The sequence below is a fragment of the Paenibacillus azoreducens genome (assembly GCF_021654775.1).
GTDB lineage: Bacteria > Bacillota > Bacilli > Paenibacillales > Paenibacillaceae > Paenibacillus_AQ > Paenibacillus_AQ azoreducens.
Genome location: NZ_AP025343.1, coordinates 4,348,375 through 4,373,967, shown reverse-complemented (window position 1 = coordinate 4,373,967; position 25,593 = coordinate 4,348,375). Strand labels below are relative to the sequence as shown.

The 25,593-nt window shown below is 49.1% G+C and carries 23 protein-coding genes; 21 read left to right on the top strand and 2 right to left on the bottom strand.

Annotated features, from left to right (window positions below; all coding sequences use genetic code 11):
- The first annotated feature begins 121 nt into the window (after nt 1-121).
- From L6442_RS19260 to L6442_RS19230, 7 genes are all read left to right on the top strand, one after another.
- The gene (locus tag L6442_RS19260; RefSeq protein ID WP_212976679.1) at nt 122-808 is read left to right on the top strand and encodes a response regulator transcription factor; all 687 of its coding nucleotides are present in this window, start codon (nt 122-124) and stop codon (nt 806-808) included.
- Nucleotides 805-2,271, top strand: a complete 1,467-nt coding sequence (locus L6442_RS19255) for a sensor histidine kinase (RefSeq protein ID WP_212976678.1) — start codon at nt 805-807, stop codon at nt 2,269-2,271. The genes L6442_RS19260 and L6442_RS19255 overlap by 4 nt, the downstream gene beginning before the upstream one ends.
- A gap of 2 nt (nt 2,272-2,273) precedes the next feature.
- Nucleotides 2,274-3,413, top strand: a complete 1,140-nt coding sequence (locus L6442_RS19250; RefSeq protein ID WP_212976677.1) for a hypothetical protein — start codon at nt 2,274-2,276, stop codon at nt 3,411-3,413.
- A gap of 464 nt (nt 3,414-3,877) precedes the next feature.
- Complete coding sequence (locus L6442_RS19245; protein WP_212976676.1) at nt 3,878-5,461, top strand: spore germination protein; 1,584 nt, start codon at nt 3,878-3,880, stop codon at nt 5,459-5,461.
- Nucleotides 5,462-5,487: 26 nt separating this feature from the next.
- A complete protein-coding gene (locus L6442_RS19240) occupies nt 5,488-6,681 on the top strand; it encodes a Ger(x)C family spore germination protein (protein ID WP_212976675.1) in 1,194 nt (397 codons plus the stop codon).
- A 7-nt stretch (nt 6,682-6,688) separates the two neighbouring features.
- On the top strand, nt 6,689-6,922 hold the full coding sequence (locus tag L6442_RS19235; RefSeq protein WP_212976674.1) for a hypothetical protein: 234 nt from the start codon (nt 6,689-6,691) through the stop codon (nt 6,920-6,922).
- A 13-nt stretch (nt 6,923-6,935) separates the two neighbouring features.
- Nucleotides 6,936-8,036 (top strand): GerAB/ArcD/ProY family transporter, encoded by a 1,101-nt coding sequence (locus L6442_RS19230; protein ID WP_212976673.1) that lies wholly within the window; start codon nt 6,936-6,938, stop codon nt 8,034-8,036.
- 72 nt (nt 8,037-8,108) lie between these two features.
- Here the strand turns inward: L6442_RS19230 and L6442_RS19225 are convergent, their stop codons facing one another.
- On the bottom strand, nt 8,109-8,480 hold the full coding sequence (locus L6442_RS19225; protein WP_194234865.1) for an ArsR/SmtB family transcription factor: 372 nt from the start codon (nt 8,478-8,480) through the stop codon (nt 8,109-8,111).
- 244 nt (nt 8,481-8,724) lie between these two features.
- On the opposite strand from L6442_RS19225, the gene L6442_RS19220 reads away from it, so the two are divergent.
- The 7 genes from L6442_RS19220 to L6442_RS19190 all read left to right on the top strand — a co-directional run bounded on the left by L6442_RS19220 (nt 8,725) and on the right by L6442_RS19190 (nt 16,175).
- Complete coding sequence (locus L6442_RS19220) at nt 8,725-9,252, top strand: PCYCGC motif-containing (lipo)protein (RefSeq protein ID WP_306436659.1); 528 nt, start codon at nt 8,725-8,727, stop codon at nt 9,250-9,252.
- Between the two features lie 181 nt (nt 9,253-9,433).
- Nucleotides 9,434-10,597 carry a GntR family transcriptional regulator gene (locus L6442_RS19215; protein ID WP_212976671.1) on the top strand — a complete coding sequence of 388 codons (1,164 nt, stop codon included), beginning with the start codon at nt 9,434-9,436 and terminating at the stop codon, nt 10,595-10,597.
- A gap of 321 nt (nt 10,598-10,918) precedes the next feature.
- Nucleotides 10,919-11,830: an ABC transporter permease gene (locus L6442_RS19210; RefSeq protein WP_212976670.1), complete on the top strand. Its 912-nt coding sequence runs from the start codon at nt 10,919-10,921 to the stop codon at nt 11,828-11,830.
- 52 nt (nt 11,831-11,882) lie between these two features.
- Entirely contained in the window at nt 11,883-12,779 is an 897-nt protein-coding gene (locus L6442_RS19205; RefSeq protein ID WP_212976669.1) for a carbohydrate ABC transporter permease, read from the top strand.
- Nucleotides 12,780-12,855: 76 nt separating this feature from the next.
- Nucleotides 12,856-14,505 carry an extracellular solute-binding protein gene (locus tag L6442_RS19200; protein ID WP_212976668.1) on the top strand — a complete coding sequence of 550 codons (1,650 nt, stop codon included), beginning with the start codon at nt 12,856-12,858 and terminating at the stop codon, nt 14,503-14,505.
- A 237-nt stretch (nt 14,506-14,742) separates the two neighbouring features.
- Complete coding sequence (locus L6442_RS19195; RefSeq protein WP_212976667.1) at nt 14,743-15,315, top strand: PadR family transcriptional regulator; 573 nt, start codon at nt 14,743-14,745, stop codon at nt 15,313-15,315.
- Nucleotides 15,312-16,175 carry an alpha/beta fold hydrolase gene (locus tag L6442_RS19190; RefSeq protein ID WP_212976666.1) on the top strand — a complete coding sequence of 288 codons (864 nt, stop codon included), beginning with the start codon at nt 15,312-15,314 and terminating at the stop codon, nt 16,173-16,175. The genes L6442_RS19195 and L6442_RS19190 overlap by 4 nt, the downstream gene beginning before the upstream one ends.
- A 64-nt stretch (nt 16,176-16,239) precedes the next feature.
- On the opposite strand, the gene L6442_RS19185 is transcribed toward L6442_RS19190, so the two are convergent.
- Nucleotides 16,240-16,785 carry a hypothetical protein gene (locus L6442_RS19185; RefSeq protein WP_212976665.1) on the bottom strand — a complete coding sequence of 182 codons (546 nt, stop codon included), beginning with the start codon at nt 16,783-16,785 and terminating at the stop codon, nt 16,240-16,242.
- A gap of 352 nt (nt 16,786-17,137) precedes the next feature.
- On the opposite strand from L6442_RS19185, the gene L6442_RS19180 reads away from it, so the two are divergent.
- From L6442_RS19180 to rihC, 7 genes are all read left to right on the top strand, one after another.
- The gene (locus tag L6442_RS19180) at nt 17,138-18,127 is read left to right on the top strand and encodes a LacI family DNA-binding transcriptional regulator (RefSeq protein WP_194234853.1); all 990 of its coding nucleotides are present in this window, start codon (nt 17,138-17,140) and stop codon (nt 18,125-18,127) included.
- Complete coding sequence (rbsK, locus tag L6442_RS19175; protein WP_212976664.1) at nt 18,120-18,998, top strand: ribokinase; 879 nt, start codon at nt 18,120-18,122, stop codon at nt 18,996-18,998. The genes L6442_RS19180 and rbsK overlap by 8 nt, the downstream gene beginning before the upstream one ends.
- Before the next feature lies 1 nt (nt 18,999).
- The gene (rbsD, locus tag L6442_RS19170) at nt 19,000-19,398 is read left to right on the top strand and encodes a D-ribose pyranase (protein ID WP_212976663.1); all 399 of its coding nucleotides are present in this window, start codon (nt 19,000-19,002) and stop codon (nt 19,396-19,398) included.
- 412 nt (nt 19,399-19,810) lie between these two features.
- Nucleotides 19,811-21,292, top strand: a complete 1,482-nt coding sequence (locus L6442_RS19165; RefSeq protein ID WP_212976662.1) for a sugar ABC transporter ATP-binding protein — start codon at nt 19,811-19,813, stop codon at nt 21,290-21,292.
- A 1-nt stretch (nt 21,293) separates the two neighbouring features.
- On the top strand, nt 21,294-22,262 hold the full coding sequence (gene rbsC / locus L6442_RS19160) for an ABC transporter permease subunit (protein WP_212976661.1): 969 nt from the start codon (nt 21,294-21,296) through the stop codon (nt 22,260-22,262).
- Nucleotides 22,263-22,280: 18 nt separating this feature from the next.
- Nucleotides 22,281-23,198 (top strand): ribose ABC transporter substrate-binding protein RbsB, encoded by a 918-nt coding sequence (rbsB, locus tag L6442_RS19155; protein WP_212976660.1) that lies wholly within the window; start codon nt 22,281-22,283, stop codon nt 23,196-23,198.
- Between the two features lie 867 nt (nt 23,199-24,065).
- Nucleotides 24,066-24,962, top strand: coding sequence for a ribonucleoside hydrolase RihC (gene rihC / locus L6442_RS19150; protein ID WP_212976659.1), 897 nt, complete (start codon nt 24,066-24,068; stop codon nt 24,960-24,962).
- Nucleotides 24,963-25,593: the final 631 nt, after the last annotated feature.

Genomic DNA, 25,593 nt, shown 5'->3' with positions numbered 1-25,593 from the left:
ACTGCCGACTTGTATCCAAAATGTAAAATCTCGGTGGACGCAGGCAGATCAATTGATTTCCGCCCAGGGAGACGTGCTAAGATAGGCAGGGAACTTCAATTGCGAGGGCGGAGGATGGATCATGAGGAAGCAGAAAGTATTCATTGTGGAAGACGAAGCTCCGATTGCGGAGCTGCTTGCATATAATCTGGAGAAAGAAGGGTATGTCGTTGCCAGTACGGGAAAAGGGGAAGAGGCTCTGGAGCTCATCCGCGCGAATCGTCCGGACTTGATATTGCTGGATCTGATGCTGCCGGATATGAGCGGCTTCGATATTTGCCGGATTGCGTCGACAGAGAATTGGAATATTCCGATCATCATGTTGACCGCCAAATCCGACATTGTGGACAAGCTGCTGGGGATGGAGCTGGGGGCGGATGATTACGTCACCAAACCATTTGATATCCGGGAAGTAATCGTGCGGATTAAGGCTATTTTCCGGCGGATCGAGCAGGTGATGGAGCAATCGGACTTGGACGGCGAAGGTAAGATCCGTATTTATGATTCGATCGAAATCGGCAAGAGGCAGCGCGAAGTGAAAAAGGAAGGAGAGAAAGTCGTGCTGAAGAACATGGAATTCGATTTGCTGCTGTTTTTGGCGGAGCATAGAGGCATTGTGTTTACGAGATCCCAATTGCTCGATCAGGTGTGGGGTTACGAGTTCGCAGGCGATACAAGAACGGTGGACATTCATGTGCAGCGGCTCCGCAAAAAGCTCGATGCAGCCATCATCGATACCGTCTTCGGCGTTGGCTACCGGATGCCATGAACCTAATCGGACGCATGAGGCTTACCATAAGGTACAAAATTCTACTCTCATTCACCTTGGTCATTTTTATCGGGCTCCTGTCCCTCCTGCTAGTATCCGTCAAAATTACCGAGCAGAACGTTTCGCGCCTCATCGACCGGGATATGGTGCAGACAAAAAAAACGGTAGACCTTTATTTGAAACAATATTTCCTGACCCGAAACATGGTCCTAAGCGCAGACTCTTTCCATGCGGAAGCGGACGGACTCGTCAAAGAGCTCGGCTCAGCCGTCGGCAGCACCGTTTCGATCTATGATTCGAAGGGGAAAAGCTTGTCAGATTTGAATGGTCCGGTACCGGACACATCGGATTTTCCGGGCGCGCTGCAGGGGAGAATCTCGTATGCCGTCAGCCAGTCCGGGACTGATTCCACCATCAGCTTATCCAGTCCGGTTCTGGCGAATGGGTCATTAATCGGAGTGATTCGCGTCGTTAAAGATAATGCGGCTTTGCATGATTTTACAAGCCGCTTTCTTTTTGCGGTGAAATGGATTGCGGTGGCAATTTTTGCCCTGGTCTTCATCACTGCCGTATTTTTGTCCAGCCGCCTGACCGGTCCGATCGGCAGACTGTCGAGAAGCTTGAAGGATTTTTCGAACGGGCGTTATGAACCGCTGCGACTGAATCACAGAACAGATGAAATCGGCGATTTGGCGAGGGCGTTTCACCGGATGGCCGAAAAAATTGAAGAGCAGATGGGCGTGATCAAAAGGGAGCGGGATACGCTTTTGAAAACGCAGAAAATGAGCAAAACGTTTTTTGACAACGTAACCCATGAGCTCAAAACGCCGCTGACAATCATTAGCGGATATGCGCAGACGATGATGGAGAACGGTTTTCGGGATAAGCCTTTTTTCGATAAAGGGATGAAGTATATTATGGATGAAAGCCGCAGGCTGAATGATAAGGTGGTTCAAATTCTGGAAGTGTCCACCGCTGTCTCCAGACAAACGGATTACCGGTATGAAGAAGTGAATTTGCCTGTATTGGTCAGGGACGTGTGCACAGATATGACCGTGAAGGCGAGAAAATACAAGATCGATATCCGGTGCGAAACCGGTGCGGATTTTGATTTTCGGGGAGACCGGGAAAAGCTGCGGGAGATGCTGATCAATGTCGTCGATAACGCGGTCAAGTACGGGGGCGTTGAATCGACAGTGACGGTTTCGCTGAAGAGGGCGGATACGGGCAAGGTGACGATTCGCGTATCTGATCAAGGCAAGGGGATAGCGGAGGAGCATATCGAACATGTTTTCGAACCTTTTTATCGGGTGTCAGGCGAGCCTCAAGAAGCAGAGCGGGGCAGCGCCGGGCTCGGTCTGTCCCTTGTCAAGGCCATCGCTGAAAAACACGGCGGGTCGGTGAGGCTTGCAAGCACGCTGAATGCTGGTACGCAAGTCATCATTGAAATAGGGGAGGGATGAGCATGTCGGCGTTGGAAAAGAAGCGGCGTTATCCCTTTCCCCGCATCGTTTGGCTTGCAGCGCTCATGGGGCTTGTCACGGCAGCCTTTCTTGGCATGATCGAGCTGTACACTCATTCGCTGAATAGGGAAAAGACCGTCGTTATGGATCCGGCTTTGTTCGCGGAATCCAAACTTGCCGGATTTCGCGTGGAAAGCGTGGTCAAACAGCAGATTTCAGAGCCCGTTAAACAGGCTCGGCTGCTGTCAAACAATGCGCTGCTTTACTGGTTAAAAGATAACCGGTCCGCTGACGGGACGGGCCTACACTTCATCGATTTGACAACAGGCAGACCGGAGGTCTATCAACCAAATGAGCCTGTGCAGAACGCTGTCGCCTCAGCGGACGGAACAAAAGCGGTATACACCACGTATTCGGCTAGTGATGCTCCGCAAATCGTATATTACGATATCGTTCAGAAAAAGGTCATCCGGTCCTGGCAGGATTGGTCGCTCCTCATCGCCATGCCGGATGACCGGCACAGCTTGGAACTGCTGGGTTTGGACATTTTGTTGCGGGATTTGAATACCGGCCAAACCCGTACCGTTGCCAGCCTGAACTCATCCGGCATGACCATCCCCAAAAATGATTTGAGCATGGTGAAATGGGTCGCCTCCCCGGACCAAAGCCGTATCTACGTTTCGCTGCCTTCGATCGATCAGCCGACTCAGGGCGTGCTTCTGTCGATCGTCCCCGCCTCCGGCGTCGTCAGCAAACTTGCAGAAGGGGAAGTGCACGACCTCTCCGTGCTTGGCGGCGGGTCGCTTCTCGTCTCCGGCCAAATAAACGGACAGGAAGGTTTATTTAAGGTGGATGAGCAGCAAGGACTTCGGCCGGTCAAACAGGGCTCCTTCCAAAACATTGCTGCAACTCCCAATGAGGATGGAGTGGCTTACTCCATGCGCACCGCGGATGGCCAATACAAGCTTATGGCCGCCAGAATGGAGGGGAATCGGCTTGTGGATGAAACGACCGTGTACAGCGATCCCGGTTATGTACGTATACTGCAGTGGAAAAAAGACGAGCCTGTCCTGGTTTGCATGGCGGAAGGCATAAGCGGGACGGACGTGTACCAGTTCCGCTTTGGAAGCAGGAAACCGTAGGACATAAGCGCTCATTTTACGACATCGAATAAAGCATTTTGGTCTCCGCTCTACGGATAAGGTATTGGGTTTTATCTATTTGGGTGTACCGGCGGAAAACGTGGCTGCGGAAGGAAAACGGAAATCATTTCAGGAACTTACGGTATGGGTGGATGAGGCAGGTCCGCTCGTGTAAACGAATATTAACAATCGAGGGCAGAAATTCGAAAGAAAAGTCCGTGCGGATGCTCGGGCTATAAATTCAGCCAAAAAAGAGCGAGGTTCGTGGTCCGTTTTCCATAAACCCTCGCTTCTTTTTGCTGCGCAGCTGCCTACTTTCAGTAAACTTTCATTTCATTGGCTCCTCTTTGTAGTGAACAGCTTCTCCGTTCGTACTTATACTTTACGACCGCATGTCCGGAATATAATGGCATCAATTAGGCAACAATTGTTCCATAGATAGCGGATAAATCGAGGGATTGCATATGGAGCATACAAATGAGAATTTTGGAGAAGGACAAGAAACCTCCCCGTCTTCGAAAGCCCCGGCGGATACCGCGGAATCCATTTCGGCTAATCTCCAACAAAATATAGATCAGGTCAAACAAGAGTTAGGAAATAGTACTGACATTATGATCAGAGAAATAGGGATTGGCAAAAAAGGTGATTTTAAAGCAGCGATCTTCTATACAGACGGCCTAACAGGCACTAAAGCTCTTGCAGATTTTATTATGGAATCTCTGTTATTGGATATGAAAGACGCCGAATTGGACAATATGGTCTCTTTCGAGAAGGATCTGCTGAATGTCCTGAAAGAACGTGCCATTACGGTGAACGGGATCACGGAAGTAACGAATTTTGAAACGTTTTATACGTCATTGCTATCTGGCGATGCCATTCTGTTATTCGAGGGACAAACGCAAGGTTTTGCCGTTGCCATCAGGGAATGGAATCAACGAAGCGTGACCGAGCCATCGACGGAGACGATCGTTCGTGGTCCGCGAGAAAGCTTTACGGAATCCATTCGGACCAATACCGCGCTCATTCGACGGAAAATCAAAGACCGGAATCTCTGGTTGGAGACCAGAACCATCGGGCGAGTCACCAAAACCGACGTAGGCATCATGTATATCCATGGCATTGCGAATGACAAAGTCGTGGATGAAGTGCGTAAACGGCTGGATCGGATTGATATCGACGGGATTCTGGAAAGCGGCTATATTGAGGAATTGATTGAGGATGAACCTTACTCTCCGTTCCCCATGATATACAATACCGAGCGACCGGACGTCGTCGCTGCAGACTTGTTGGAAGGTCGTATAGCCATTCTGGTGGATGGAACGCCATTCGTCTTAACGGCTCCAGCTTTATTTATTCAATTTTTTCAGGCTGCAGAAGATTATTACCAGCCTGCAGGGGCAAGCAGCTTGCTTCGCATGCTTCGTTTTTTCAGCTTCTTTATTGCCCTGGTCGGTTCATCGCTCTATATCGCTGTTTCCACATTCCATCAGGAAATGCTGCCGACGCCGTTATTGATCAGCTTGGCGGCGCAGCGGGAAGGCGTTCCTTTCCCTGCAATCATTGAAGCGCTGATGATGGAGACGGCTTTTGAAATTCTAAGGGAAGCCAGTATCAGAATGCCTCGGGCCGTAGGACAGGCTGTATCCATCCTGGGAACACTGGTGATCGGAACGGCTGCAGTGAATGCCGGAATCGTATCCGCCGTTATGGTCATTGTCATTTCGATTACGGCGATTTCGAATTTTATTTTTCCGGCTCCCAACATGTCGCTTTCCGTCCGGCTCATTCGTTTTCCCATGATGTTGCTGGCGGCCTCTTTCGGTTTATTCGGGATTATTGTCGGATTTATCGCGCTGGTGCTTCATTTGTGCAGCCTGCGCTCTTTCGGAGTGCCTTATACAGCTCCCCTGGCGCCATTCATCCTCAAGGACCAAAAGGATACGATCATTAGGATGCCGCGTTTTAGCTTGTTATCTCGGCCCCGGCTGATCAGTCAGAGAAATATAACTCGCGAGCAGCCTTCTCAAGGCCCCAAATCTCGAACCTGAAAGGGCCGATTGGAGAGGATTATTTTATGTTAAGAAAGTTATCGCTTGTGCTCCTTCTATGCACGCTCTTATTTGTGACCGGTTGTTGGAATCGTCGGGAACTCAATGATCTTGCGATTACTTTGGGAATGGGGATCGATAAACAGGGGCAAAAATACAAGGTTACCGTACAAGTTGTGGTACCGGGTGAAATCACTGCACAAAAGAGCAGGGGTGTATCTCCGGTTACCGTATTTAGCGCGGTAGGAGATACGGTTTTCGAAGCCGTTCGTAAAATGACGACAGTCAGTCCCAGAAAAGTATATATAGCTCACCTCCGTATTGTTGTGCTTGGTGAGGCTTTGGCCAGAGAGGGAATCGGCAAATCTTTGGATTTCCTGACCAGAGACACTGAGGCACGAACAGATTTTTACGTGACCGTGGCCAAGGGTACAACTGCCGAAGACGTGCTGAAGGTTTTGACAACACTGGAGGCCATTCCTGCCAATAAGCTCTTTAACTCACTCGAAACATCAAGTAGACAGTGGGCACCTACAGCTTCTGTCACCTTGGATACGTTGATCTCGGACATGACAAGCGAAGGGAAGCACCCAGTATTAACGGGAATCGTCGTCAATGGTAATCCGCAAGAAGGTGCAGCCCGAAAAAATGTGGAAGTGTCCAACTCACCAGCAAGGCATCAATACGCGACGTTAGGTGTCTTTAAAAAAGACAAGCTGATCGGTTGGTTAGACGTAAATGAAAGCAAAGGATATAACTATATCCTTGATAAGGTGTCAAGTACTGCCGCCGTGATTCCCTGCTCTAAGGGAGGTAAATTGGCCGTAGAGACGATTCGGTCAAAAACAAAGATCAAAGGAAGCATGAAGCGTGGAAAACCCCATATCGACATCGGCATACGCGGAGAAGTGAATGTTGATGATGTAGAGTGCCATATTGATTTAACCAAGACGAAGACGATTGCTGAACTGGAGAAGGCGGGAGAAAAAAGAGTAAAACAACTGGTTGAAGATGTTATAGATACCGTGCAGAAAAAATACAAGGTGGACATCTTTGGATTCGGGGACGCTATTCGGCGTTCCAACCCGAAGGCTTGGAAAAAATTAAAGAAAGACTGGGATCGGCAGTTTCAGCATCTAGACGTAAATGTGAAGGTAGATACCAAGATTCGTCAGATCGGTGCAGTAGGCAATTCATTCTTGGAAAAAATAAAGGAGTAAGACCATCATGTGGGTAATCACAGGGATTCTTGCCGCAGCTGCGGTTATCATGATGATTGAAATACCCTCGCTAATCAAAAGGAAATTGCGCAAGGAGTTATGGGTATTTACCATTCTGCTTATCATAGGGACTGGATTGAGTATAGCTCAGGGACTGCATTGGCCGATCCCAAGCCCTTTAGATCTGGTAATCGCGGTTTACAAGCCAATCAGTAATATCATATATGGTCACTTGAAGTAGAAGGGTGAATAATATGCAGGAGAACGGAAGGATATCCTTACGGCAATTCTCAATCTTAGTTATACTGTTTACGGTTGGCGATTCGATCTTGGTGCTGCCGTCGGCTACGGCGTTTGAAGCGAAAGAAGATGCATGGATCTCTACCATTATGGGCGTGGGTTTTGGACTGCTCGTCGTTTGTTTGTTCACGGTCATCGCGAGGCTTAACCCCGAAATGAACTTGGTGCAATTTAACAATAAAATACTCGGGAAAACGCTGGGAACGGTATTGTCACTGTTGTTTGTATTCTACTTCCTGCTATGTGCGGCAGCGAATGTCAGGGAAATCGGTGATTTCATGACCACGCAAAGCATGCCGGAGACGCCCATACAGGCGATTCACATCATCTTTTTGTGTATTATCGTGATGGCCATAAGACTTGGACTCGAAACGTTTGCTCGGGCAGGGGAGATATTTTTCCCGGGATTCGTCCTGTTTTTTATCCTGTTCATCCTGTTTCTGCTGCCCCAGGTACATTTCGAGAATATTCAACCCGTTCTCGGTGAGGGGTTCATACCAATCCTTCGGGGTTCCATTACATCGTCTACATTCTCTATTGTACAGCTTGTTGTATTTTTCATGATCATGCCTTATGTCAACCAACCGAAGCATATATTGAAAAGCTTTACCACCGGTGCGTTGATCGGCGGTATCGCTTTGATTCTGTTGATTCTGCTCTCGATTCTCGTATTGGGGGCGGACGCAACGGCGAGTAATATGTATCCAAGCTATGCTTTGGCGAAAAAGATCAGCATAGGAAAGTTCTTGGAAAGGATTGAAGCGATCCTGTCCCTCATGTGGTTCGTCACCATCTTTTTTAAGATCATATTGTTTTTTTATGGCTTCACCCTGGGTTTAAGTCAAATATTCAAACTCAAGGAATATAAGGTATTAGCCTTCCCCTGTGCTATATTCGTCATGGTGCTTTCGTTATGTATTGCTCCGAATATCACTTACTATAATAATGCGATCATGTGGTACTGGCCATTTCTCGATTTGACCTACAGCGTGCTGTTTCCGTTATTGCTGCTTGGTGTATACGTACTTCGCATGAAGGTATTCAAACCGCGGTGATACGTAAACTTGAAAAGGATGTCCCGAGAGATCCAAGTTGACCTAAGGGGCATCCTTCTTTTTACTGCCAAATTACCCGTGCTGGGTGTGCTGCAAGGTTTGAACAAAAATCTGTTCGATATGTGTATCATCAAGCGAGTAATAGACGGTTTTTCCTTCCTTGCGGCGTTTAACGATCCTGAGATTCCGCAAATAACGGAGCTGGTGCGAGACGGCGGATTGTCCCATGCCAAGCAGAAGCGTCAAGTCATGCACGCACAGCTCGCGCTGAAGCAGGGCATCGATCAGTTTTACGCGGGTCGGGTCGCTGAAAGCCTTAAACCAGTCGGCTACCTGCGAGGCGGCTTGATCATCGATCAGTCCTTCTTTGATTTGGTTGAGCTCCTCTTCCGAGCCCATGCAGGTTGCATCGCATTCTTCAATTGGATTGATGGACTGTTCCATGGATATGATCACCTTTCTATTGGTTCCGTGTTAAAACTGGCTAATTCAATTATAGCAAAAGTTAACCTTAAACGGAATGATTACAATTAAGAAAAGGAGGAATTCCGCCTAAAGGGGCAAACCTATGCAAAAAGAGGAATTGCATGTTTGCAAAGGATTCAAAATATGCTCTAGGATGGTATACTATATTTTAGGAAATTTATTGCTGCGATATACATTTGAAACAAAAGGTAGAGGAGAGATGATGTTGGGGAAAAAAACACGGATGACCATACTCGGAGTGATTCTTTCAAGCATGCTGCTGTCGGCTTGTGGTGCGAAGGAAGCCGGTGATTCGCATGAATCCGAACCCGCGACGGTTCATGTAGGCGAGCATCAGCAGCTCGCGGCGAACGGCGATTTGCAGGAGACGACCCAAGGAACGGACAAGCTTCCGGCATTTTTGGATGCGCTGGATCCTTCACTCAAAACCGCATACACCACAGCAGCCAGTGTGAAGGATATTCTCAGCTCCATCCCCTGCTATTGCGGGTGCGGGGAAAGCGCAGGCCATAAAAGCAATCTGAATTGTTTTATCAAGGATGCCAATGAGGATGGAAGCGTCGTCTGGGATGATCATGGAACCCGCTGCGGCGTTTGCGTGGATACGGCAACGACAGTGGCCGAACTGAACAAACAGGGCAAATCGGTAAAAGAAATCCGTGCGGTTATTGACGGAACTTACTCCACGGGGAAATATGCGCCGCCTACGCCGACGCCCGAAGTTATGTAATTGAATAAAAAATTTGATGCGAAAATGCGGGTACATCCCGCATTTTTTCTTTGTATACTGTAAAGAAACGCCTGAGCAGGAACAGGGAATGCCGTAAATAAAATCAACTTTTGTTCCGATGTAGTTCATAGTAGTTTAAAATATTGATATAGCAAATATATATAAAAGAATGGTGATTTTGATGAACATGAATGCGCGCGTACCTTTATATCAGAAAATACAACAATACATACTCGATCTCATACGTACCGCAGGACTTCGGCCTGGAGACCGGATACCGACGGAAAAAGAATTGATGCAGCAGTTTAACGTCAGTAAAATTACGGTTGTTAAGGCGCTCTCAGGCCTCGCGGACGAACAGATCATCGACAGGGTTCCAGGAAAAGGCAGCTTCGTCGGGCATGGGAAACAGCCGTCCGCAAACGATGCTGCCGTGGCTCCGCTGTTATCGTTGAAAGAAAAGAGCCCGAATCCGGATCAAATCGCCGGGCTGATCGGCCTGGTTATTCCTTCGATTCTCGATTATTTCGGGATCCGGCTTATCAATGGAGTACAGACAACCCTTGCCAAACACGGATACCGGGTGATGATCCTTTTGTCCGAGGGCGATATCGGAAAGGAGAAGGAGGCGCTAAAAACGCTAAAAGCGATTGGGGCCGAGGGCATTTTGATTTTCCCGATCGACGAGGAGCATTACAACGAGGAAATTTTGAGTATGAAGTTTAACGGATATCCGTTTGTGTTGATGGATCGTTTTTTGCCCGGGGTGGAAACCGATTATATCGCAGCGGACGGCAAGCTTGGCGCTGAGCTGGCTGTAGATTATCTATGGGAGCTCGGACACAGGCAGATTGCGATTTGCTCGGACTCCCCACTTCAGACCGTAACGGTGCAGGAGCGGATCGAAGGGTATATTACGGCTTTGAAAAATAAAGGCGCGATGATTAATCCGGCGCATATTATCACTGATTTTCAAATCCGCAGCTTGAAGGATGCCGAAAATCATCCGCTTTACCGGTACATGCGCAATCGCATGGCGACAGCGTACATTACCTTAAACAGCAAGCTTGGAGTGCAAATGTATCAGCTGGCCAGCCAGGCGGGGCTTGATGTTCCGGGCGATTTGTCGATTATCAGCTTTGACGAGCCGACATCCGTCGTGGAGGAATTCAGTATTTTTACGCATATCAAGCAGTTTGAATATGAGATCGGCTGCAAGGCCGCCATGACGTTGCTGGATGTCATCCGAAGCGGCGGGGGGCAGGAGCGGAAGTACAGCAAAATCCTGCTGAAGCCCGAACTTGTATCGGGGCAAACAACAGGCAAACCTCCGGCGGTGCAGTGAGACAGTACATGAAAACAGTTCGTTCGTCAGCTGTTGTACCGAAGGGAAACTGAATCGAATTTAGCAAAAATATCCTCAAAAGCGGCATAGGCAAATTCGCCTGTGCCGTTTTTTTTCTCCATAACATATTGAATATGTTTAATATATATTATATCATGATTCCAAAGTATGTAAAAAATGTTCAAGCATCAAAGGAGGGAACGAATGTCTTACAAACACCAAAAGGGGATCTAACATCCGAACCAGATAATGAACAAAATGCGAGCGCTTACTGTATTCTGGTTGGTTCCATCACAGACCATCAAGAAAGAGGTGAGGTTCATGAAGTCGTCCCTGATTTTGAAAAGGGTATGGCGTCACAAGCTGTTTTATCTGTTCATGTTGCCCGGTATCATATGGTTTTTCATTTTTTCTTATGTTCCGCTTTATGGGCTTCAGGTCGCTTTCCGGGACTTTACGTTTGTCGGCGGCTTCACCGGCAGTCCTTGGGCGGGATTAAAGTATTTTCACCAGTTTTTCGATTATTACCAATCGACGGCGATTATCCGGAATACCATCATCATCAGCTTGATGAAGCTGCTTGTCGGTTTTCCAATGCCGATCATTTTGGCCATTCTCCTCAATGAAGTCCGCAATCTGAAGTTCAAAAAAACGGTCCAAACCTTATCTTACCTTCCTTACTTTGTCTCCTGGATCGTCGTCGTTACGCTGATGCAGCGTCTTCTCTCCATGTACGGGGGGCCGCTGAACGACCTGCTCGGCTCATTCGGCGTACAGCCTGTCCAATTCATGTACAACACAACCTGGTTTTACCCGCTCATCCTCGGTTCTGACATCTGGAAAAACATCGGCTGGAACTCGATCATCTATATGGCCGCCATCGCCGGCATCGATCAGCAGCTGTATGAAGCCGCCAAGATCGACGGCGCCAGCCGTTTTCGGCAAATCTGGCATGTGACGCTTCCGGGAATCCGCAACGTTGCGGTGATTTTGTTCATCCTTGCGACCGGAAGTTTGATGAGCGCCGGCTTTGAGCAGCTGCTTCTGCTAAATGGACCGGCAACGGCCAATATCGGCAGCGTGCTGGATGTTCACGTCATTACCTCGGGCATACAGCAGGGTCGCCTCAGTTACGCGGCCGCCGTCGGGCTGTTCCAAAGCGGCATCGCGCTCGTTCTGATCGTGATCGTGAACTGGATCGCCCGTAAAGTCAGCGATGTATCACTGTTTTAAAAGGTTGTTCAAAAAGTCCGCTTTTGAACACGCACTTTAAAGGAGGGCTGGCATGAGAAAACGTATATTTTCCACATTCGATCTTTTCAATTACATGATGCTGATTCTATTCGGCTTTTTGATGATCTATCCGTTTATCTACATTCTCGTTTATTCGTTAAACGACGGTAAAGATTCGATGCTGGGCGCATTGTACTTTTTCCCGCGCAAATTCACTTTGGACAATTACGTTCAAGTGTTTGATAACAAGCAAATTTGGCAGGCTTATAAAATTACGATTTTGCGTACGGTGATCGGAACGGTGCTGCATGTGCTGCTGTGCACGCTGATGGCATACGCGCTTTCGAAGAAAACATTGCCCGGACGCACGTTTTTCACTTTCTATATCTTTTTGCCGACGATTTTTAGCGCCGGATTCATCCCTTATTTCATCACGCTGCAAAAGCTGCACTTGATCAACTCGTTTTGGGTGTACGTGATCCCGATGCTTTTCAACTTTATGCATATCGTCATTATCCGTACGTTTTTGCAGGGGATCCCGGAGGAGATCGAGGAATCGGCGCGGATTGACGGATTAAATGATTTTCAAATATTCATGCGGATCATTTTGCCTCTGTCAGGTCCGGTTATTGCGACGATCTCGCTGTTTATCGGAGTGGCGCATTGGAATGACTGGTTTACGGGCGCTTATTATGTCTCGAACAAAAATCTCATTCCGGTTCAAACGCTTTTGCAGCAGATGCTGACCGAAGCCGAGGCGCTGTCATCGGCAATGCAGAGGGCGGCACAGCAGGGAGGACAAACCATCAACGTCAACATGGCCGGCGCAACGCCGGAATCACTCCGAATGGCGCTGCTTGTGATTACGGTGTTCCCGATTTTATGCGTGTATCCATTTCTGCAAAGGTATTTTGTTAAAGGAGTCATGATCGGATCGGTTAAAGGCTGAGGATATGCAGCAGAAGCGGATACAGGTTCCCTTGTGGAACTTGATCATATCACTTTTATTTTTGGGGAGGGTTTTTATGGCTAAGTTGCGTTTCAAAGCGGTCTGTTCATTGATGGGGGTCATCATGCTGACCGGTATGCTGTACGGATGCGGCGGAGGTGGCGCAGACAATGGCGGAGGAGATACTTCAGGGGATAAGAAAACGACGCTGACGATTTTGAACAACTGGAACGGTTCATCCGGTCCGGACGGCGACACGACGCCGGTTACGCAGGCGATTGAAGAAAAGACGGGGATCAAAATGAAGATCGATTATACGAAAGGCAGCGAGGTAGAGAAGGTCAATCAGATTTTCGCTACGCAGGATCTTCCGGACATTTACACCGGACCCGCATGGGGAGGGGAGCTGGACGGGATCATTAAAGCAGCGAAGGAAGGACAACTGGTGGACCTCACCGATAAAATCGACAAATACCCGAACCTCGCCAAAGCGCTTGCCAAAGAAAATGTCCCGCCAGCGCTGTATGAAAAGGGAATTGGCGGTATCGACGGCAAAAAGTACATGCTGTATCAAAACCAGCCGGCGACCGGAAAAGACGTCAATGATTGGCTGTACGGTTTCTATGTGCGCAAGGACATTGCCGAAAAGGTGGGCGTAGACCCGCAAGCAGTGAAAACGAAGGATGATTTGTATCAATTCCTGAAAAAAATCAAGGATGCAAATCTGACGGAAAACGGCATGCCGGTCATGCCTTTAGGCGGATTCCATGACGGATGGGCGGTAGGGATCGGGAACACCATGTTTTATGGAACCAGCTACGTAGACAAGGGAGACGGAAGCCTTGAGAATGTGTTTTTTACCAAAGCCTATGAGGACTATACGCTGTACTACCGCAAACTGATTGCCGAAGGGCTGCTTGATCCGGAAGTGTTTACCCAAACGGACCCGATCGCAAACGAAAAGATTAAGCAGGGACGGATTGCCGTATTGGCCGCGCATTATCCCGCCATACTCGACGCGTCCAAAGATTACGTGAAGTCCCATCCGGGTACGGAGTATGTGCCGGTCGGCCCGCTGGAGCGGGCAGGCGCGGAGCCGAACCGTCCCGTGGACTTGTCGATTCAGGGCAATAACGTGACGGTCATTACGAAAAATTGCAAGGATGTCGACGCTGCGCTCAAGCTGCTGGACTTCCTCGCATCCGACGAAGGTTTCATGCTGGTGCGTTACGGCGTGGAGGGCGTGCATTGGGAAAAGGTCGACGGCAAACCGAAAGCGAAACAGGAATGGTTTGATAAATTCTACGAAGATTCGACCGGTAAAGTGAAGCGAAACGAAGGGATTGGGATCGGACTCGAAAACATGACCGGGCTGGACCGGATCAATTCGGTTGGGGGTGGAGATATTTGGGCGGATCAGGACCGCCTGGCCGCGATGGACAATGCGCGTAAAATATTGCGCCCGAACGGAATCAACATCATATCGGCTTTTAACCCGGGGGATGTCATTACCAAAGCTTCGAATTGGGAAACGCTCAAACCATCCATGGATCAGATGGGCGATGTTTGGAAGCAGGCGATATTCGCCAAATCGGACCAGGATGCATTGAAAGTGATTAACGATCTGCGTGATCAGATCAAAAAGACCGGCTACGACGAAGCGATGAAATATGTAAATGATCAGTTGAAAGGCAAGGAAGTCGTCAAGCTGGGCATGCCGAACTGAGGAGATCAAATACCTGTTCATTTTGCGTATGATCAGGAAACGGGGACCGTTTTTATCGAGCATCCGGGTTCTCCGCAGGGCACGGCCGTTTCGATCGAATGGGAATAAAAGCGTTAAATCCCCCTAAATGAGGTACTCTCCTTGTTTAGGGGAGCTTTTTTTGTTAACTATTCAAATTTGACTAGATTAAGATCGTTCGTTATACTAAGGCTGAATCCGATGAAAGGAGCGTCCTTAATGTCGACGGTAAGATTGCTTGTATTGGGATCGATTTTGCGAAGGGGCATCAGCCATGGTTATGCGGTTTATAATGACCTGACTTCCTGGCGTGCCGAAACCTGGACGAACGTAAAACCGGGATCTATTTATCATGCCTTGGAGAAACTTGAGGCGCAGGGAATGACTCGAACGGAAGCTTCAAACGACCAGGTCAAGCTGGGGCCTTCGCGCACGGAATACAGCATCACTGCTGTCGGGAAAGCCGAATTTAAATCCCTTTTGGAGTCGGCGCTCCAAAACTTTGAAATTCAGACGTTTGCCGTAGGCATCGCCTACATGGATATGCTGCCCCGGCCGCATGTCATACGCCTGCTTCAAAACCGAGCGTCCGCTCTGAAAGAATCGGCGGCATTTTTAACCACGCTGCCGACGGAAGAAATGCCAACCGATCCTTCGAAACATCCGGAACTGGTCGGATTGTGGAAAAACTATTTGGAAAGCGAAATTGCAAATACGCTCAGGCTGATTCACTCCATTGAATCAGGCAAATATGCGTTTGCAGACGAACAGCGAGGAGGGATAGAATCATGATTCAAGTGGAGCTGCATGATGGCAATTCAATCGATGTGATGATTCGAGGAGAAGGGCCAGCTCTGTTATTGCCCGTCAATCCGATTCCGATGGAAGGGGCTCAGGCGGAAGAGATGAGAAAGTGGGGGGCGGATCCCGCACTTGGATATACACTGATCCAGGCGCTTGGCGCAAAGTACCGCGTTGTCGCTTTCGATTATGAAGGGCATGTGCTGCAGGCACCCAAGCCCGACACTTTGACGCCTGACAACATCGCGTCCGATTTCTTATCGATTGCCGATGCAGCCGGGCTAGAGCACTTTGCTTATTACGGTTACTCCTGGCTTGCCCTAAGCGGTTTCCAGCTGGCAATCCGGACGGAACGTCTGGCGGCACTGGTCATGGGCGGCTTTCCGCCGATCAACGGTCCCTACGAGCAGATGCTGAAAGTTACGGAAGCGACCCATCGCATGTCGGTTGACGCTCAGAACCAGAACCAAAACAACCCCAATCCAGAAAAGCAGACAGGCGAGGATATCGATTGGTCCAATGTGGAAGTAAGCATGAACGAAAAGCAAACGCGCCAGTTCGCTACGCTGTATCGGCATTTGCGGCAATTCGATGATCGGCAAGCGCAGGCCCGTCTTACTTGTCCACGGCTTTGTTTTGCGGGCAGCGAAGGCAAAATCGCGTATGGTGAGAAGTGGGGAAATGTTCTGGTGGATATTGCGTCCCCGCTAATTCATCAAGAAGAAGAGCTGCGGCAGGCCGGTTGGGATGTTCGGGTTCTGGACGGTCTTGATCATACCGGAGCGATGCAGGCCAAATATGTTCTGCCAATTCTGATGCCTTGGCTGGACGTGAATTTGTCAGAGCAATAATAGCTCTCATCCGTATTTTTTCAAACTCGGATACTCTAACCATTCAAAATCAATATGTATTTTTTTACTTCATGGAGCTGGCAATAACCGCAAGTTCTTTCGGGGTGAACAGCGGTACAAAATGACCGTTTTTCACCTTGTTCGACATTAGCAAATATGTATATCCGTCTGCCTTCCAATACAGCGCGCTTGTCTGCGAATCGCTTTGTATCCAGGTTGGCGTACCATTTTGGAGTTTGGGGCCCGGTTTCCCTTTGGGCTCCGAATCGTCCTGCGAATTGCTTTCCACCAGAATGATTTGCTGTCCGTACAGCAGATCGGCGTAAGTAAGCTGAATCATATCAAACGGAGCTTTGATCACGCTGGCCGCCTGATGCGTAGGCGGGAAAGGAAGCTTGATTTGCTTGACTTCAAACGGCATCTGTTTCAATGTATCTTCAAATGACGGTGCTGTTTTGTCCACATCCCATTTCAGACCGTCGGAGGTAATGACCATACTTGTATGGTTAAGCTCTTTTCCATATTCCGCAGATTCAACTTGGTCGGAACCGCAGCCTGCCACAATCGCAAGGCACAGCAGCCATCCCATAAAGCTAGTAAGCTTGCGCATGAAAACACCTCTCTCTTAGTAAAAAACATCGCACAATACGTATGGTCATGGCGATTCCTGGCCAGTTACAAGCGTCCATCGACATACCCTCGTAGAAGACAGACCGCTTTTGGTGGCTGTTTTCCTTGCGAGATAAGGATATAGTCTTCTTGAAGTTGATACTTTCTTATATCATGAGGATAACTTGCAGCAGGAAGCGCTGTATTCATATAAACGCTTCATATAGGCAATGGGTTACGGGTAAATATAGGAGAGGCCCCAGATTATGGATCGAAACTTAAGCTTGTCAAACGAAAAAGGATGTGCTATTTTATAAGTGTAACCGGTTCCACATTGAGGAGAGAACAAAATTATGGCAACCATTAGAGACGTGGCGAAACACGCGGGCGTTTCGGTAGCTACCGTATCGCGGGTGATCAACGAGACAGGTTATGTGCATGAAGATACCCGCAAGAAGGTTGAAACCGCTATCAGAGAGCTGCACTATACGCCGAATGAGGTAGCAAGATCCTTATATAAGCGAAAATCCAGACTGATCGGTCTGCTTCTTCCGGATATCACCAACCCCTTTTTTCCCGAGCTTGCGCGCGGGGTGGAGGATGAGATGCAGGAGAATGATTTTCGGATTATTTTTGGCAACAGCGATGAAAATGCAAATAAAGAAAAGGAATACATCCAGACTTTCGTGCAAAATAACGTGGTTGGCGTGATTGCTTCTACCAATCATCCGGATACCGATACATACCGGAAGCTGGGAATTCCGGTAGTGTTTCTCGACCGGACGGCGGATAACCGTCCATCGGTATATGCGGATGGCCGCGAAGGCGGAAGAATTGCCGCCCATGAAATGGCTGCCCGCGGCAGCCGGCAGATCACGGTGATACAAGGTCCCGCCTCGATCCGGACGGCACTGGATCGTTACCAGGGTGCGGTTGACATGCTGAGCAGTCAAGGAATCGCCTTTAATGTGATCCAGACCACATCGTTTTCATTCACGGAAGCCGGAATCTGGGCGAAGGAACTGTTCGAGCGGTATCCCGATACCGACGGCGTTATCGCCAGTAACGACATCGTAGCGACAGCGGTGCTTCATGAAGCGCTCCGGCTCGGCAAAAAGGTGCCGGAAGACGTGCAGATTATCGGCTTTGACGATATTCCGCTCAGCAGCCTTCTGACCCCGGCGCTGACGACGATCCGGCAGCCTGCATATGACATGGGAAGAGCATCGGCAGCCCTTTTGATTCAATTGCTGGAAAATGAAAATATTGATCATAGGATTATTCAGATGCCCGTGACGTTTACGGAGCGGGAAACGACGAGGAAGGTGGAGCAATATGGCTAAAATTATTGTAGTGGGAAGCTCATCGATTGATTTGGTCGTCACATCATCCAAACGTCCGGGAGCCGGTGAAACGGTTCTCGGCGAAAGCTTCAAAACCGTTCCCGGAGGCAAGGGCGCTAATCAGGCCGTCGCCGCAGCGCGCCTCGGCGCCGAAGTGTCCATGATTGGACGCGTGGGAGATGACGCTTTTGCTGAGCAAATTTTGAACAATTTTAAGCACAATGGAGTTTGTATCGACTATGTGGAACCGGTTACACATATGGAGAGCGGAACTGCGCACATCATATTGGCTGAGGGGGATAACAGTATTGTTGTTGTTAAAGCGGCCAATAATGAAGTAACGCCGGAATATATCGATCGCTCCATGGGAGCTTTTGACGGGGCGGATATGGTGATGATTCAACAGGAAATCCCGGTGGAAACCGTGACCCATGTCAGCAGAGCGTGCAAGCAGCTTGGCATTCCTTTGCTGCTGAATCCGGCGCCGGCCCGTCCGCTTGATGAAGAGGTGATCGAAAATGCCGCATACATTACGCCAAATGAACATGAAGCGAAAATATTGTTTGCATCACTAAGCGTTTCCGAGGCGCTGCGCAAATATCCGAACAAGTTATTTATCACTGAAGGCAGCAGGGGGGTCCGTTATTTTGACGGCTTAAACGAAGTGCTCGTTCCGTCCTATAAGGTGGAAGTAGTGGATACAACAGGCGCGGGAGACACCTTTAACGCCGCTTTCGCCGTTGCGCTTGCTGAGGGCAAACCGATTTTCGAGAGCGTCCGTTTCGCGAACCGCGCAGCTTCTTTGTCCGTAACGAAGTTTGGAGCGCAGGGCGGCATGCCGCACCGTCAAGAAGTGGAGGCGCAAATGTAAAATGAAAAAACAAGGCATCCTGAACAGTCATATATCAAAAGTTTTGGCCGATTTGGGCCATACGGACATGATCGTCGTCGCCGACGTTGGACTTCCGATTCCGGAAGGGGTCAAGAAAATCGATCTGGCCCTGACGCTCGGTTCGCCAAGTTTTGAAGAAACCGTTAATGCCATCGCAGCCGATATGGAAATCGAGAAGGTGGTTATTGCGGAAGAAATGAAAACTCAAAATGAGGAAGCGCTCCATTTTATAGAAGATAAATTTACGGGATGCGCGATTGAAAATTGCCCTCACGAAGAGCTTAAACAATTGACACGCAAGGCCAAAGCCGTGATCCGCACAGGCGAGGCTAAACCGTTTGCAAATATCATTCTACAGGCAGGCGTCTATTTTGGTTGAAAAGCGTCAGCTTACGAAGCAAGTTTTGCTGCGAAGAACAATCAATATAAGTTGAACTAAAGAAAATGAAAAGGGATAGGCAAGAGGAGGAAATGATTCTGGAGAAGCGGGAGCGTTCGCCTTTGTGAGCGGATTTCTACCATAGATAGGTTCAAATCAAAGAAATCTGGGAGCAACAGCGATCGAAAGAACATTTCATCCGGCTGCCCCCATCCGTTCATAATCATTGGTTCAACTTATATAGGAGCTTTGCTCCACAAAACTAGGCGTCAGCTTACGAAGCCAGTTTTGCTGCGAAGAACGATCAAAGGAGCTTTGCTCCGCAAAACTAAGCGTCAGCTTACGAAGCAAGTTTTGCTGCGAAGAACAATCAATGGAGCTTTGCTCCGCAAAACTTTAAGGAGGACCCGTTATGCAAATTCAAATGCAAGGAATCCACAAAGCCTTCGGCAGCAACCAGGTATTATCCGGCGTTGATTTCGACCTGCGCGAAGGCGAGGTTCACGCCTTGATGGGGGAAAACGGCGCCGGCAAGTCCACCTTGATGAACATCCTCACCGGCCTGCATCCAAGGGATGAAGGAACCATCCTCATCGATGGCAAGGAGACCTATTTCGTAAATCCGAAAGAGGCGGAACGTCAAGGCATCGCTTTTATCCACCAGGAGCTCAATATTTGGCCGGACATGACGGTGGCGGAGAACCTGTTCATCGGCAAGGAGATGTCTTCATCATGGGGGCTTCTGAAGTCGAAGGAAATGAAGGCGCTCGCAAAAGAGCAGTTCAAAAAGCTTTCCGTCGACATTCCGCTGAACATCGAAGCAGGGCAGTGCTCGGTCGGGCAGCAGCAGATGATTGAGATCGCCAAGGCGCTGCTCACGGACGCCAAGGTTATCATCATGGATGAACCGACGTCAGCGCTGACGGAAAGAGAAATTCAGAAGTTGTTCGAAGTTATCGACTCTTTAAAGAAGGAAGGCGTATCGATCGTATATATTTCGCACCGGATGGAGGAGATCTTCGAAATTTGCGACCGGATCACGGTTATGCGCGACGGCCGAACGGTAGACACCAAGGCGATTCCTCAGACCAATTTTGACGAAGTCGTAAAAAAAATGGTCGGCAGAGAGCTGACCGAACGCTTCCCTGCCCGCAATCCTTCTCCGGGCGAGGTTGTTTTGGAAGTCGAGCATGCATCCCGTAAAGGATTGTTCAAAGATGTCAGCTTCAAGGTTCGTGAAGGCGAAATCGTCGGTTTCTCCGGCCTAATGGGTTCCGGACGTACTGAAATTATGAGAGCGCTTTTCGGATTGGATCGGTTGGATCAAGGCGAGATCCGCATGTTCGGCAAAAAGGCCGTGATCAGAAAGCCGGTGGACGCCGTGAAGCATGGAATCGGGTTCATCACGGAAGACCGCAAAGACGAAGGATTGATACTGGACTTTTCGGTTCGGGAAAACATGGTATTGCCAAGCCTTAGCGGGTTTACATCCAAAGGCATCATCTCAGCGCAAAAAGAAAAGATGTTCGTGGATGCACTGGTTAAGCGCTTGCAAATCAAAACGCATTCTTCGGAAACGGCAGCCGGCAATTTGTCCGGCGGGAATCAGCAAAAGGTGGTCATTGCCAAGTGGGTAGGCATCGGTCCGAAGCTGCTGATCCTTGATGAACCGACCCGGGGCGTAGACGTTGGCGCCAAGCGCGAAATATATCAACTAATGAACGAACTGACAGGCCATGGCGTTGCCATAATTATGGTTTCCTCCGAATTGCCTGAAGTGCTCGGCATGAGCGACCGCATCGTTGTTGTTCACGAAGGGCGAATCACGGGAGAATTGAGTAAAGAAGAAGCGACGCAGGAAAAAATAATGACGCTTGCGACAGGGGGACAGTAAAATGACAACCATTAATGATGCAAAAACAAGCAAAGGCTTTCAATTATCGCAAATCACGCAAAAGCTGGGACCACTCCTTGGTCTGATCATCCTGATTGTGATCGTATCCATTCTAGATCCGAGCTTTTTGGAACCGCTTAACATTTTGAATCTGCTGCGACAGGTATCAATCAACGCACTTATTGCGTTCGGTATGACCTTCGTTATTTTAACGGGCGGCATCGACTTATCCGTCGGCTCGATCCTGGCGTTATCAAGCGCCTTTGTCGCCAATATGCTCGTATCCGGCTTTGATCCGGTTCTAGCGATCATCATCGGCTGTTTGATTGGCGGTGTGATAGGTATGATCAACGGACTTTTGGTTGCTAAAGGGAAAATGGCACCGTTTATCGCGACATTGGCAACGATGACGATTCTCAGGGGAGAGACGCTCGTTTACACCAACGGTAACCCGATCACCGGGCTTGGCGACAGCATGACGTTCCAATTGTTTGGCCGCGGTTATCAATTCGGTATTCCGGTTCCCGCCATTACGATGATCATTACCTTTGCGATTCTGTGGGTGATTTTGCACAAAACGTCCTTTGGACGCAAAACCTATGCGATCGGCGGCAATGAAAAGGCGGCTATCGTTTCAGGTATTAAAGTTTCACGCGTTAAAATCATGATTTACTCTTTGGCAGGTTTGCTGTCCGCTCTGGCCGGGGCCATTTTGACCTCGCGTCTGAACTCGGCGCAGCCGACAGCAGGCACATCCTATGAGCTGGACGCCATCGCCGCGGTAGTGTTGGGTGGTACAAGCCTTTCCGGCGGTCGCGGACGGATTGTCGGTACGCTGATCGGCGTGCTGATTATTGGTACCCTGAATAACGGGCTTAATTTGCTCGGTGTTTCTTCCTACTATCAAATGATTATCAAAGGTATCGTTATTCTGATCGCCGTGCTCATCGACCGGAAGAAATCCGCATAAGGGAGAGGAGAGAATCACATGAAAAAGCTAACGTTTATACTGGTAGCATTTCTGCTCATTTTAACGACTGGATGTTCCCTAGAGCCTCCAGGTTGGGCCAAACCAAAGACGGGCGGGGACTTGAAGGATATTAAAATCGGTTTGTCCGTCTCCACGCTAAATAACCCGTTTTTCGTATCCTTGAAAGATGGCGTGGTTGCCGAAGCCAAAAAACACGGCATGGAAACAATCGTTATCGACGCGCAAAACGATTCGGCCAAACAAAGCAATGACGTCGATGATCTGATGCAAAAAGGCGTTAATGTTCTGCTGATTAACCCTACCGATTCTGCAGCTATCTCGACCGTCGTTCAATCGGCGAACAGCCTTGGCATCCCGGTCATTACTCTCGACCGCTCGGCGGATAAAGGCGATGTCAAAGCGCTTGTTGCTTCAGACAACGTCAAGGGAGGCAGAATGGCGGCGGAATTCATCGAGAAAATTGTGGGCAAAGATGCGAAAGTAGTTGAGCTTGAAGGCGTAGCGGGCGCATCGGCCACCCGTGAACGCGGTAAGGGTTTCCATGAAGTCGCCGACCAGAATTTGAAGGTTGTCGCCAAACAAACCGCGGATTTTGACCGTACGAAAGGTCTGAACGTCATGGAAAACCTGCTGCAGGCAAACCCTGACGTACAAGCCGTGTTCGCACACAATGACGAAATGGCGCTGGGTGCGATCGAAGCTATCAAGAGCTCCGGCAAAGACATTCCGGTTATCGGTTTTGACGGCAACGATGATGCATTGAAATCGATCAAGGAAGGCAAGCTGACGGCAACCGTGGCGCAGCAGCCTGACCTGATCGGACAGCTGGCGGTTCAGGCCGCATCTGATGTACTTCAAGGCAAGACTGTGGAAAAATCCATTCCTGCACCGCTCAAGCTGGTGACGAAGGAATAAGCTTAAGGATGTGGGAGCCGCAGACGAGAAAAACGTCTTTCTGCGCACCCTTCTCACCGCGCGCTGCTCCCAGCGCGCGGTGAGGCGTTGCATGACGGAGGTCCGCCAAAAGACCGCTTTTAGCAGGGATTCTGCTTACGAGATCAGGATGGTTTTTTCGAAAGGTATTCTTTCAGCCTGAAAGGTAACCGGATATTTTTCATTCCACAGAGTACCACAATGCAGCATGAACATTTAGCTTAGTTATACCCCTTAACGTGGACAGGGTTTATTTTAAGATTATAGAATTTATAAATTTTCAGCGAAGCTGAACAATTCTATAATCGCAAGAAAAACTATCTCTAAGCGCGGTCTGTCTTCTATGAAAATACGTCGATAGACGTTTTTCTTACGGCCTGCTCCGTTAAGGGGCTTTTTCTTTTGGGCGACTTGATGGGCATGCATTGGGGCTGTCATACATCCTATAATACGGTAGAGGACACGTCATTGCCCCATTGAAGCCATCGGTTCGATTTTCTAACGAAACCTTCGATCGTTATCCAAGCAGAAAAGGGCTATTAAAAAGTCTAACGAAACCTGGGAACGCTATTGCTCGAAGTTAATGAGGAATGAGCGCTACTTTGCCCGAATAACGATATGCAGTTTCGTTAGATTTGTGCGGTCCGTATTTTTGCGTCAATAGCGTGTCTCCGTTTCGTTAGCGGCGAATAGGCGATAGAAGCTTACATCTCCAAGATCATCAAAGGCCTTGCTTACCTGTTCTGCAATGCTTCTACCCACAAAATTACCTAACCCGCATTGACGTTTCGCTTAAACTGGGCTAACCTTGACTCAAAACAGGGGATAGACTTTAAGGAGGAGGATCAGATGGCTAAAATTCCTGTCATCATCAGCACCGATCCCGGCATCGACGACGCGGCGGCGCTCGGAATGGCCTTTTACCGGCCGGAACTGGATGTTCGCTTAATTACGACGTTGCATGGCAATGTGGATATTAATAAAACAACCGCCAATACATTAAAGCTGATCACATTTTATAGACAGGATACGCCTGTGGCGCGCGGTATGGAAACGCCGTTGTTTCAACCTGTAGTAAGTACGGACGTTCACGGGGAATCGGGAATGGACGGGTATGATTTTCCGGAAAGCACGCACCGGATCGTCGAAGAACATGCAGTCGAGGTTATGCGTTCATTACTGGAATCATCGGATGAAAAAATAACGTTCGTTTCCATCGGACCACTGACTAATATTGCCATGCTTTTTTTGATGTACCCTCATATCAAAGGGAAAATAGACCGCATCGTTCTGATGGGCGGTTCATTATCAGGCGGCAATGTTACCAGCGCTGCGGAATTCAATATTTGGGCCGATCCGCATGCGGCCAAAATCGTTTTTGATTCCGGCGTCGATATGGTCATGATTGGACTTGACGTAACCTTGAAAGCGCTTATAGGCCAAGAAGAACTGGATCCGGCAAGAAAACGCAGCCAAGCAGCGGAGATGTTTAACGCCACCTTCCGTCATTACCGGGATGGCGATATGGAGAACGGGGTCGTTATGCATGATATGTGTGCGGTCACGTATTTAACGAATCCGGAGATTTTTCATGTAGAACCGAAGCGGATCACCGTTATTACCGAAGGGCCGGCAAAGGGCATGACCATGGAAATAAACGGCGAGCCTAATATCCAAGTCGCTACCGAAATCGATCAGGCAGCGTTTAAAGCCTGGTTTGCGGAAACGTTAGAGCGAATGGAATAAGCGGTCCGCGTTGAGGATTGCAGGTTTGGTCTTGAATAACCCGAGGCAAGCGGCCATGCGGTATGACGGCGAATGTGATGTAAGCTGGATGCTGCAGCGGGAAACCTGTGTACGGTTGTTGTAAGACGGTTAAAAAGTATTGTGTACGATGACAAGTTAAGGTGGTTGAGACAATACCGTATACGACTATGCGCTTCAACATATTTCGGGTATCCGTTATGCGACTGACATTCGTATGATGGACGTGCATCGGATACACGATCGCATGCTGCAAGAAGCGCGGGAGCCGGAAGCACGATCGCATGCTGCAGGAAGTTCGGGAGCCGGGTGCGCGATAACATGCTGCAAGAAGTGCGGGAGCCGGGGTGCACGATAGCATGCTGCAAGAAGCGCGGGAGCCGAGTGCGCGATAGCATGCTGCAAGAAGTGCGGGAGCCGGGTGCGCGATAACATGCTGCAAGAAGCGCGGGAGCCGAGTGCGCGATAACATGCTGCAGGAAGTGCGGGAGCCGGGTGCGCGATAACATGCTGCAAGTAGTGCGGGAGCCGGGGTGCACGATAGCATGCTGCAGGAAGCGCGGGAGCCGAGTGCGCGATAACATTCTGCAGGAAGTTCGAAAAGCAAGTAAGC

Excerpts from the sequence above, each read along its gene's own strand:
- L6442_RS19260 (WP_212976679.1), top strand. The coding sequence starts at position 122 with ATGAGGAAGCAGAAAGTATTCATTGTGGAAGACGAAGCTCCGATTGCG.
- L6442_RS19255 (WP_212976678.1), top strand. The coding sequence starts at position 805 with ATGAACCTAATCGGACGCATGAGGCTTACCATAAGGTACAAAATTCTA.
- L6442_RS19250 (WP_212976677.1), top strand. The coding sequence starts at position 2,274 with ATGTCGGCGTTGGAAAAGAAGCGGCGTTATCCCTTTCCCCGCATCGTT.
- L6442_RS19245 (WP_212976676.1), top strand. The coding sequence starts at position 3,878 with ATGGAGCATACAAATGAGAATTTTGGAGAAGGACAAGAAACCTCCCCG.
- L6442_RS19240 (WP_212976675.1), top strand. The coding sequence starts at position 5,488 with ATGTTAAGAAAGTTATCGCTTGTGCTCCTTCTATGCACGCTCTTATTT.
- L6442_RS19235 (WP_212976674.1), top strand. The coding sequence starts at position 6,689 with ATGTGGGTAATCACAGGGATTCTTGCCGCAGCTGCGGTTATCATGATG.
- L6442_RS19230 (WP_212976673.1), top strand. The coding sequence starts at position 6,936 with ATGCAGGAGAACGGAAGGATATCCTTACGGCAATTCTCAATCTTAGTT.
- L6442_RS19225 (WP_194234865.1), bottom strand. The coding sequence starts at position 8,480 with ATGGAACAGTCCATCAATCCAATTGAAGAATGCGATGCAACCTGCATG.
- L6442_RS19220 (WP_306436659.1), top strand. The coding sequence starts at position 8,725 with ATGTTGGGGAAAAAAACACGGATGACCATACTCGGAGTGATTCTTTCA.
- L6442_RS19215 (WP_212976671.1), top strand. The coding sequence starts at position 9,434 with ATGAACATGAATGCGCGCGTACCTTTATATCAGAAAATACAACAATAC.
- L6442_RS19210 (WP_212976670.1), top strand. The coding sequence starts at position 10,919 with ATGAAGTCGTCCCTGATTTTGAAAAGGGTATGGCGTCACAAGCTGTTT.
- L6442_RS19205 (WP_212976669.1), top strand. The coding sequence starts at position 11,883 with ATGAGAAAACGTATATTTTCCACATTCGATCTTTTCAATTACATGATG.
- L6442_RS19200 (WP_212976668.1), top strand. The coding sequence starts at position 12,856 with ATGGCTAAGTTGCGTTTCAAAGCGGTCTGTTCATTGATGGGGGTCATC.
- L6442_RS19195 (WP_212976667.1), top strand. The coding sequence starts at position 14,743 with ATGTCGACGGTAAGATTGCTTGTATTGGGATCGATTTTGCGAAGGGGC.
- L6442_RS19190 (WP_212976666.1), top strand. The coding sequence starts at position 15,312 with ATGATTCAAGTGGAGCTGCATGATGGCAATTCAATCGATGTGATGATT.
- L6442_RS19185 (WP_212976665.1), bottom strand. The coding sequence starts at position 16,785 with ATGCGCAAGCTTACTAGCTTTATGGGATGGCTGCTGTGCCTTGCGATT.
- L6442_RS19180 (WP_194234853.1), top strand. The coding sequence starts at position 17,138 with ATGGCAACCATTAGAGACGTGGCGAAACACGCGGGCGTTTCGGTAGCT.
- rbsK (WP_212976664.1), top strand. The coding sequence starts at position 18,120 with ATGGCTAAAATTATTGTAGTGGGAAGCTCATCGATTGATTTGGTCGTC.
- rbsD (WP_212976663.1), top strand. The coding sequence starts at position 19,000 with ATGAAAAAACAAGGCATCCTGAACAGTCATATATCAAAAGTTTTGGCC.
- L6442_RS19165 (WP_212976662.1), top strand. The coding sequence starts at position 19,811 with ATGCAAATTCAAATGCAAGGAATCCACAAAGCCTTCGGCAGCAACCAG.
- rbsC (WP_212976661.1), top strand. The coding sequence starts at position 21,294 with ATGACAACCATTAATGATGCAAAAACAAGCAAAGGCTTTCAATTATCG.
- rbsB (WP_212976660.1), top strand. The coding sequence starts at position 22,281 with ATGAAAAAGCTAACGTTTATACTGGTAGCATTTCTGCTCATTTTAACG.
- rihC (WP_212976659.1), top strand. The coding sequence starts at position 24,066 with ATGGCTAAAATTCCTGTCATCATCAGCACCGATCCCGGCATCGACGAC.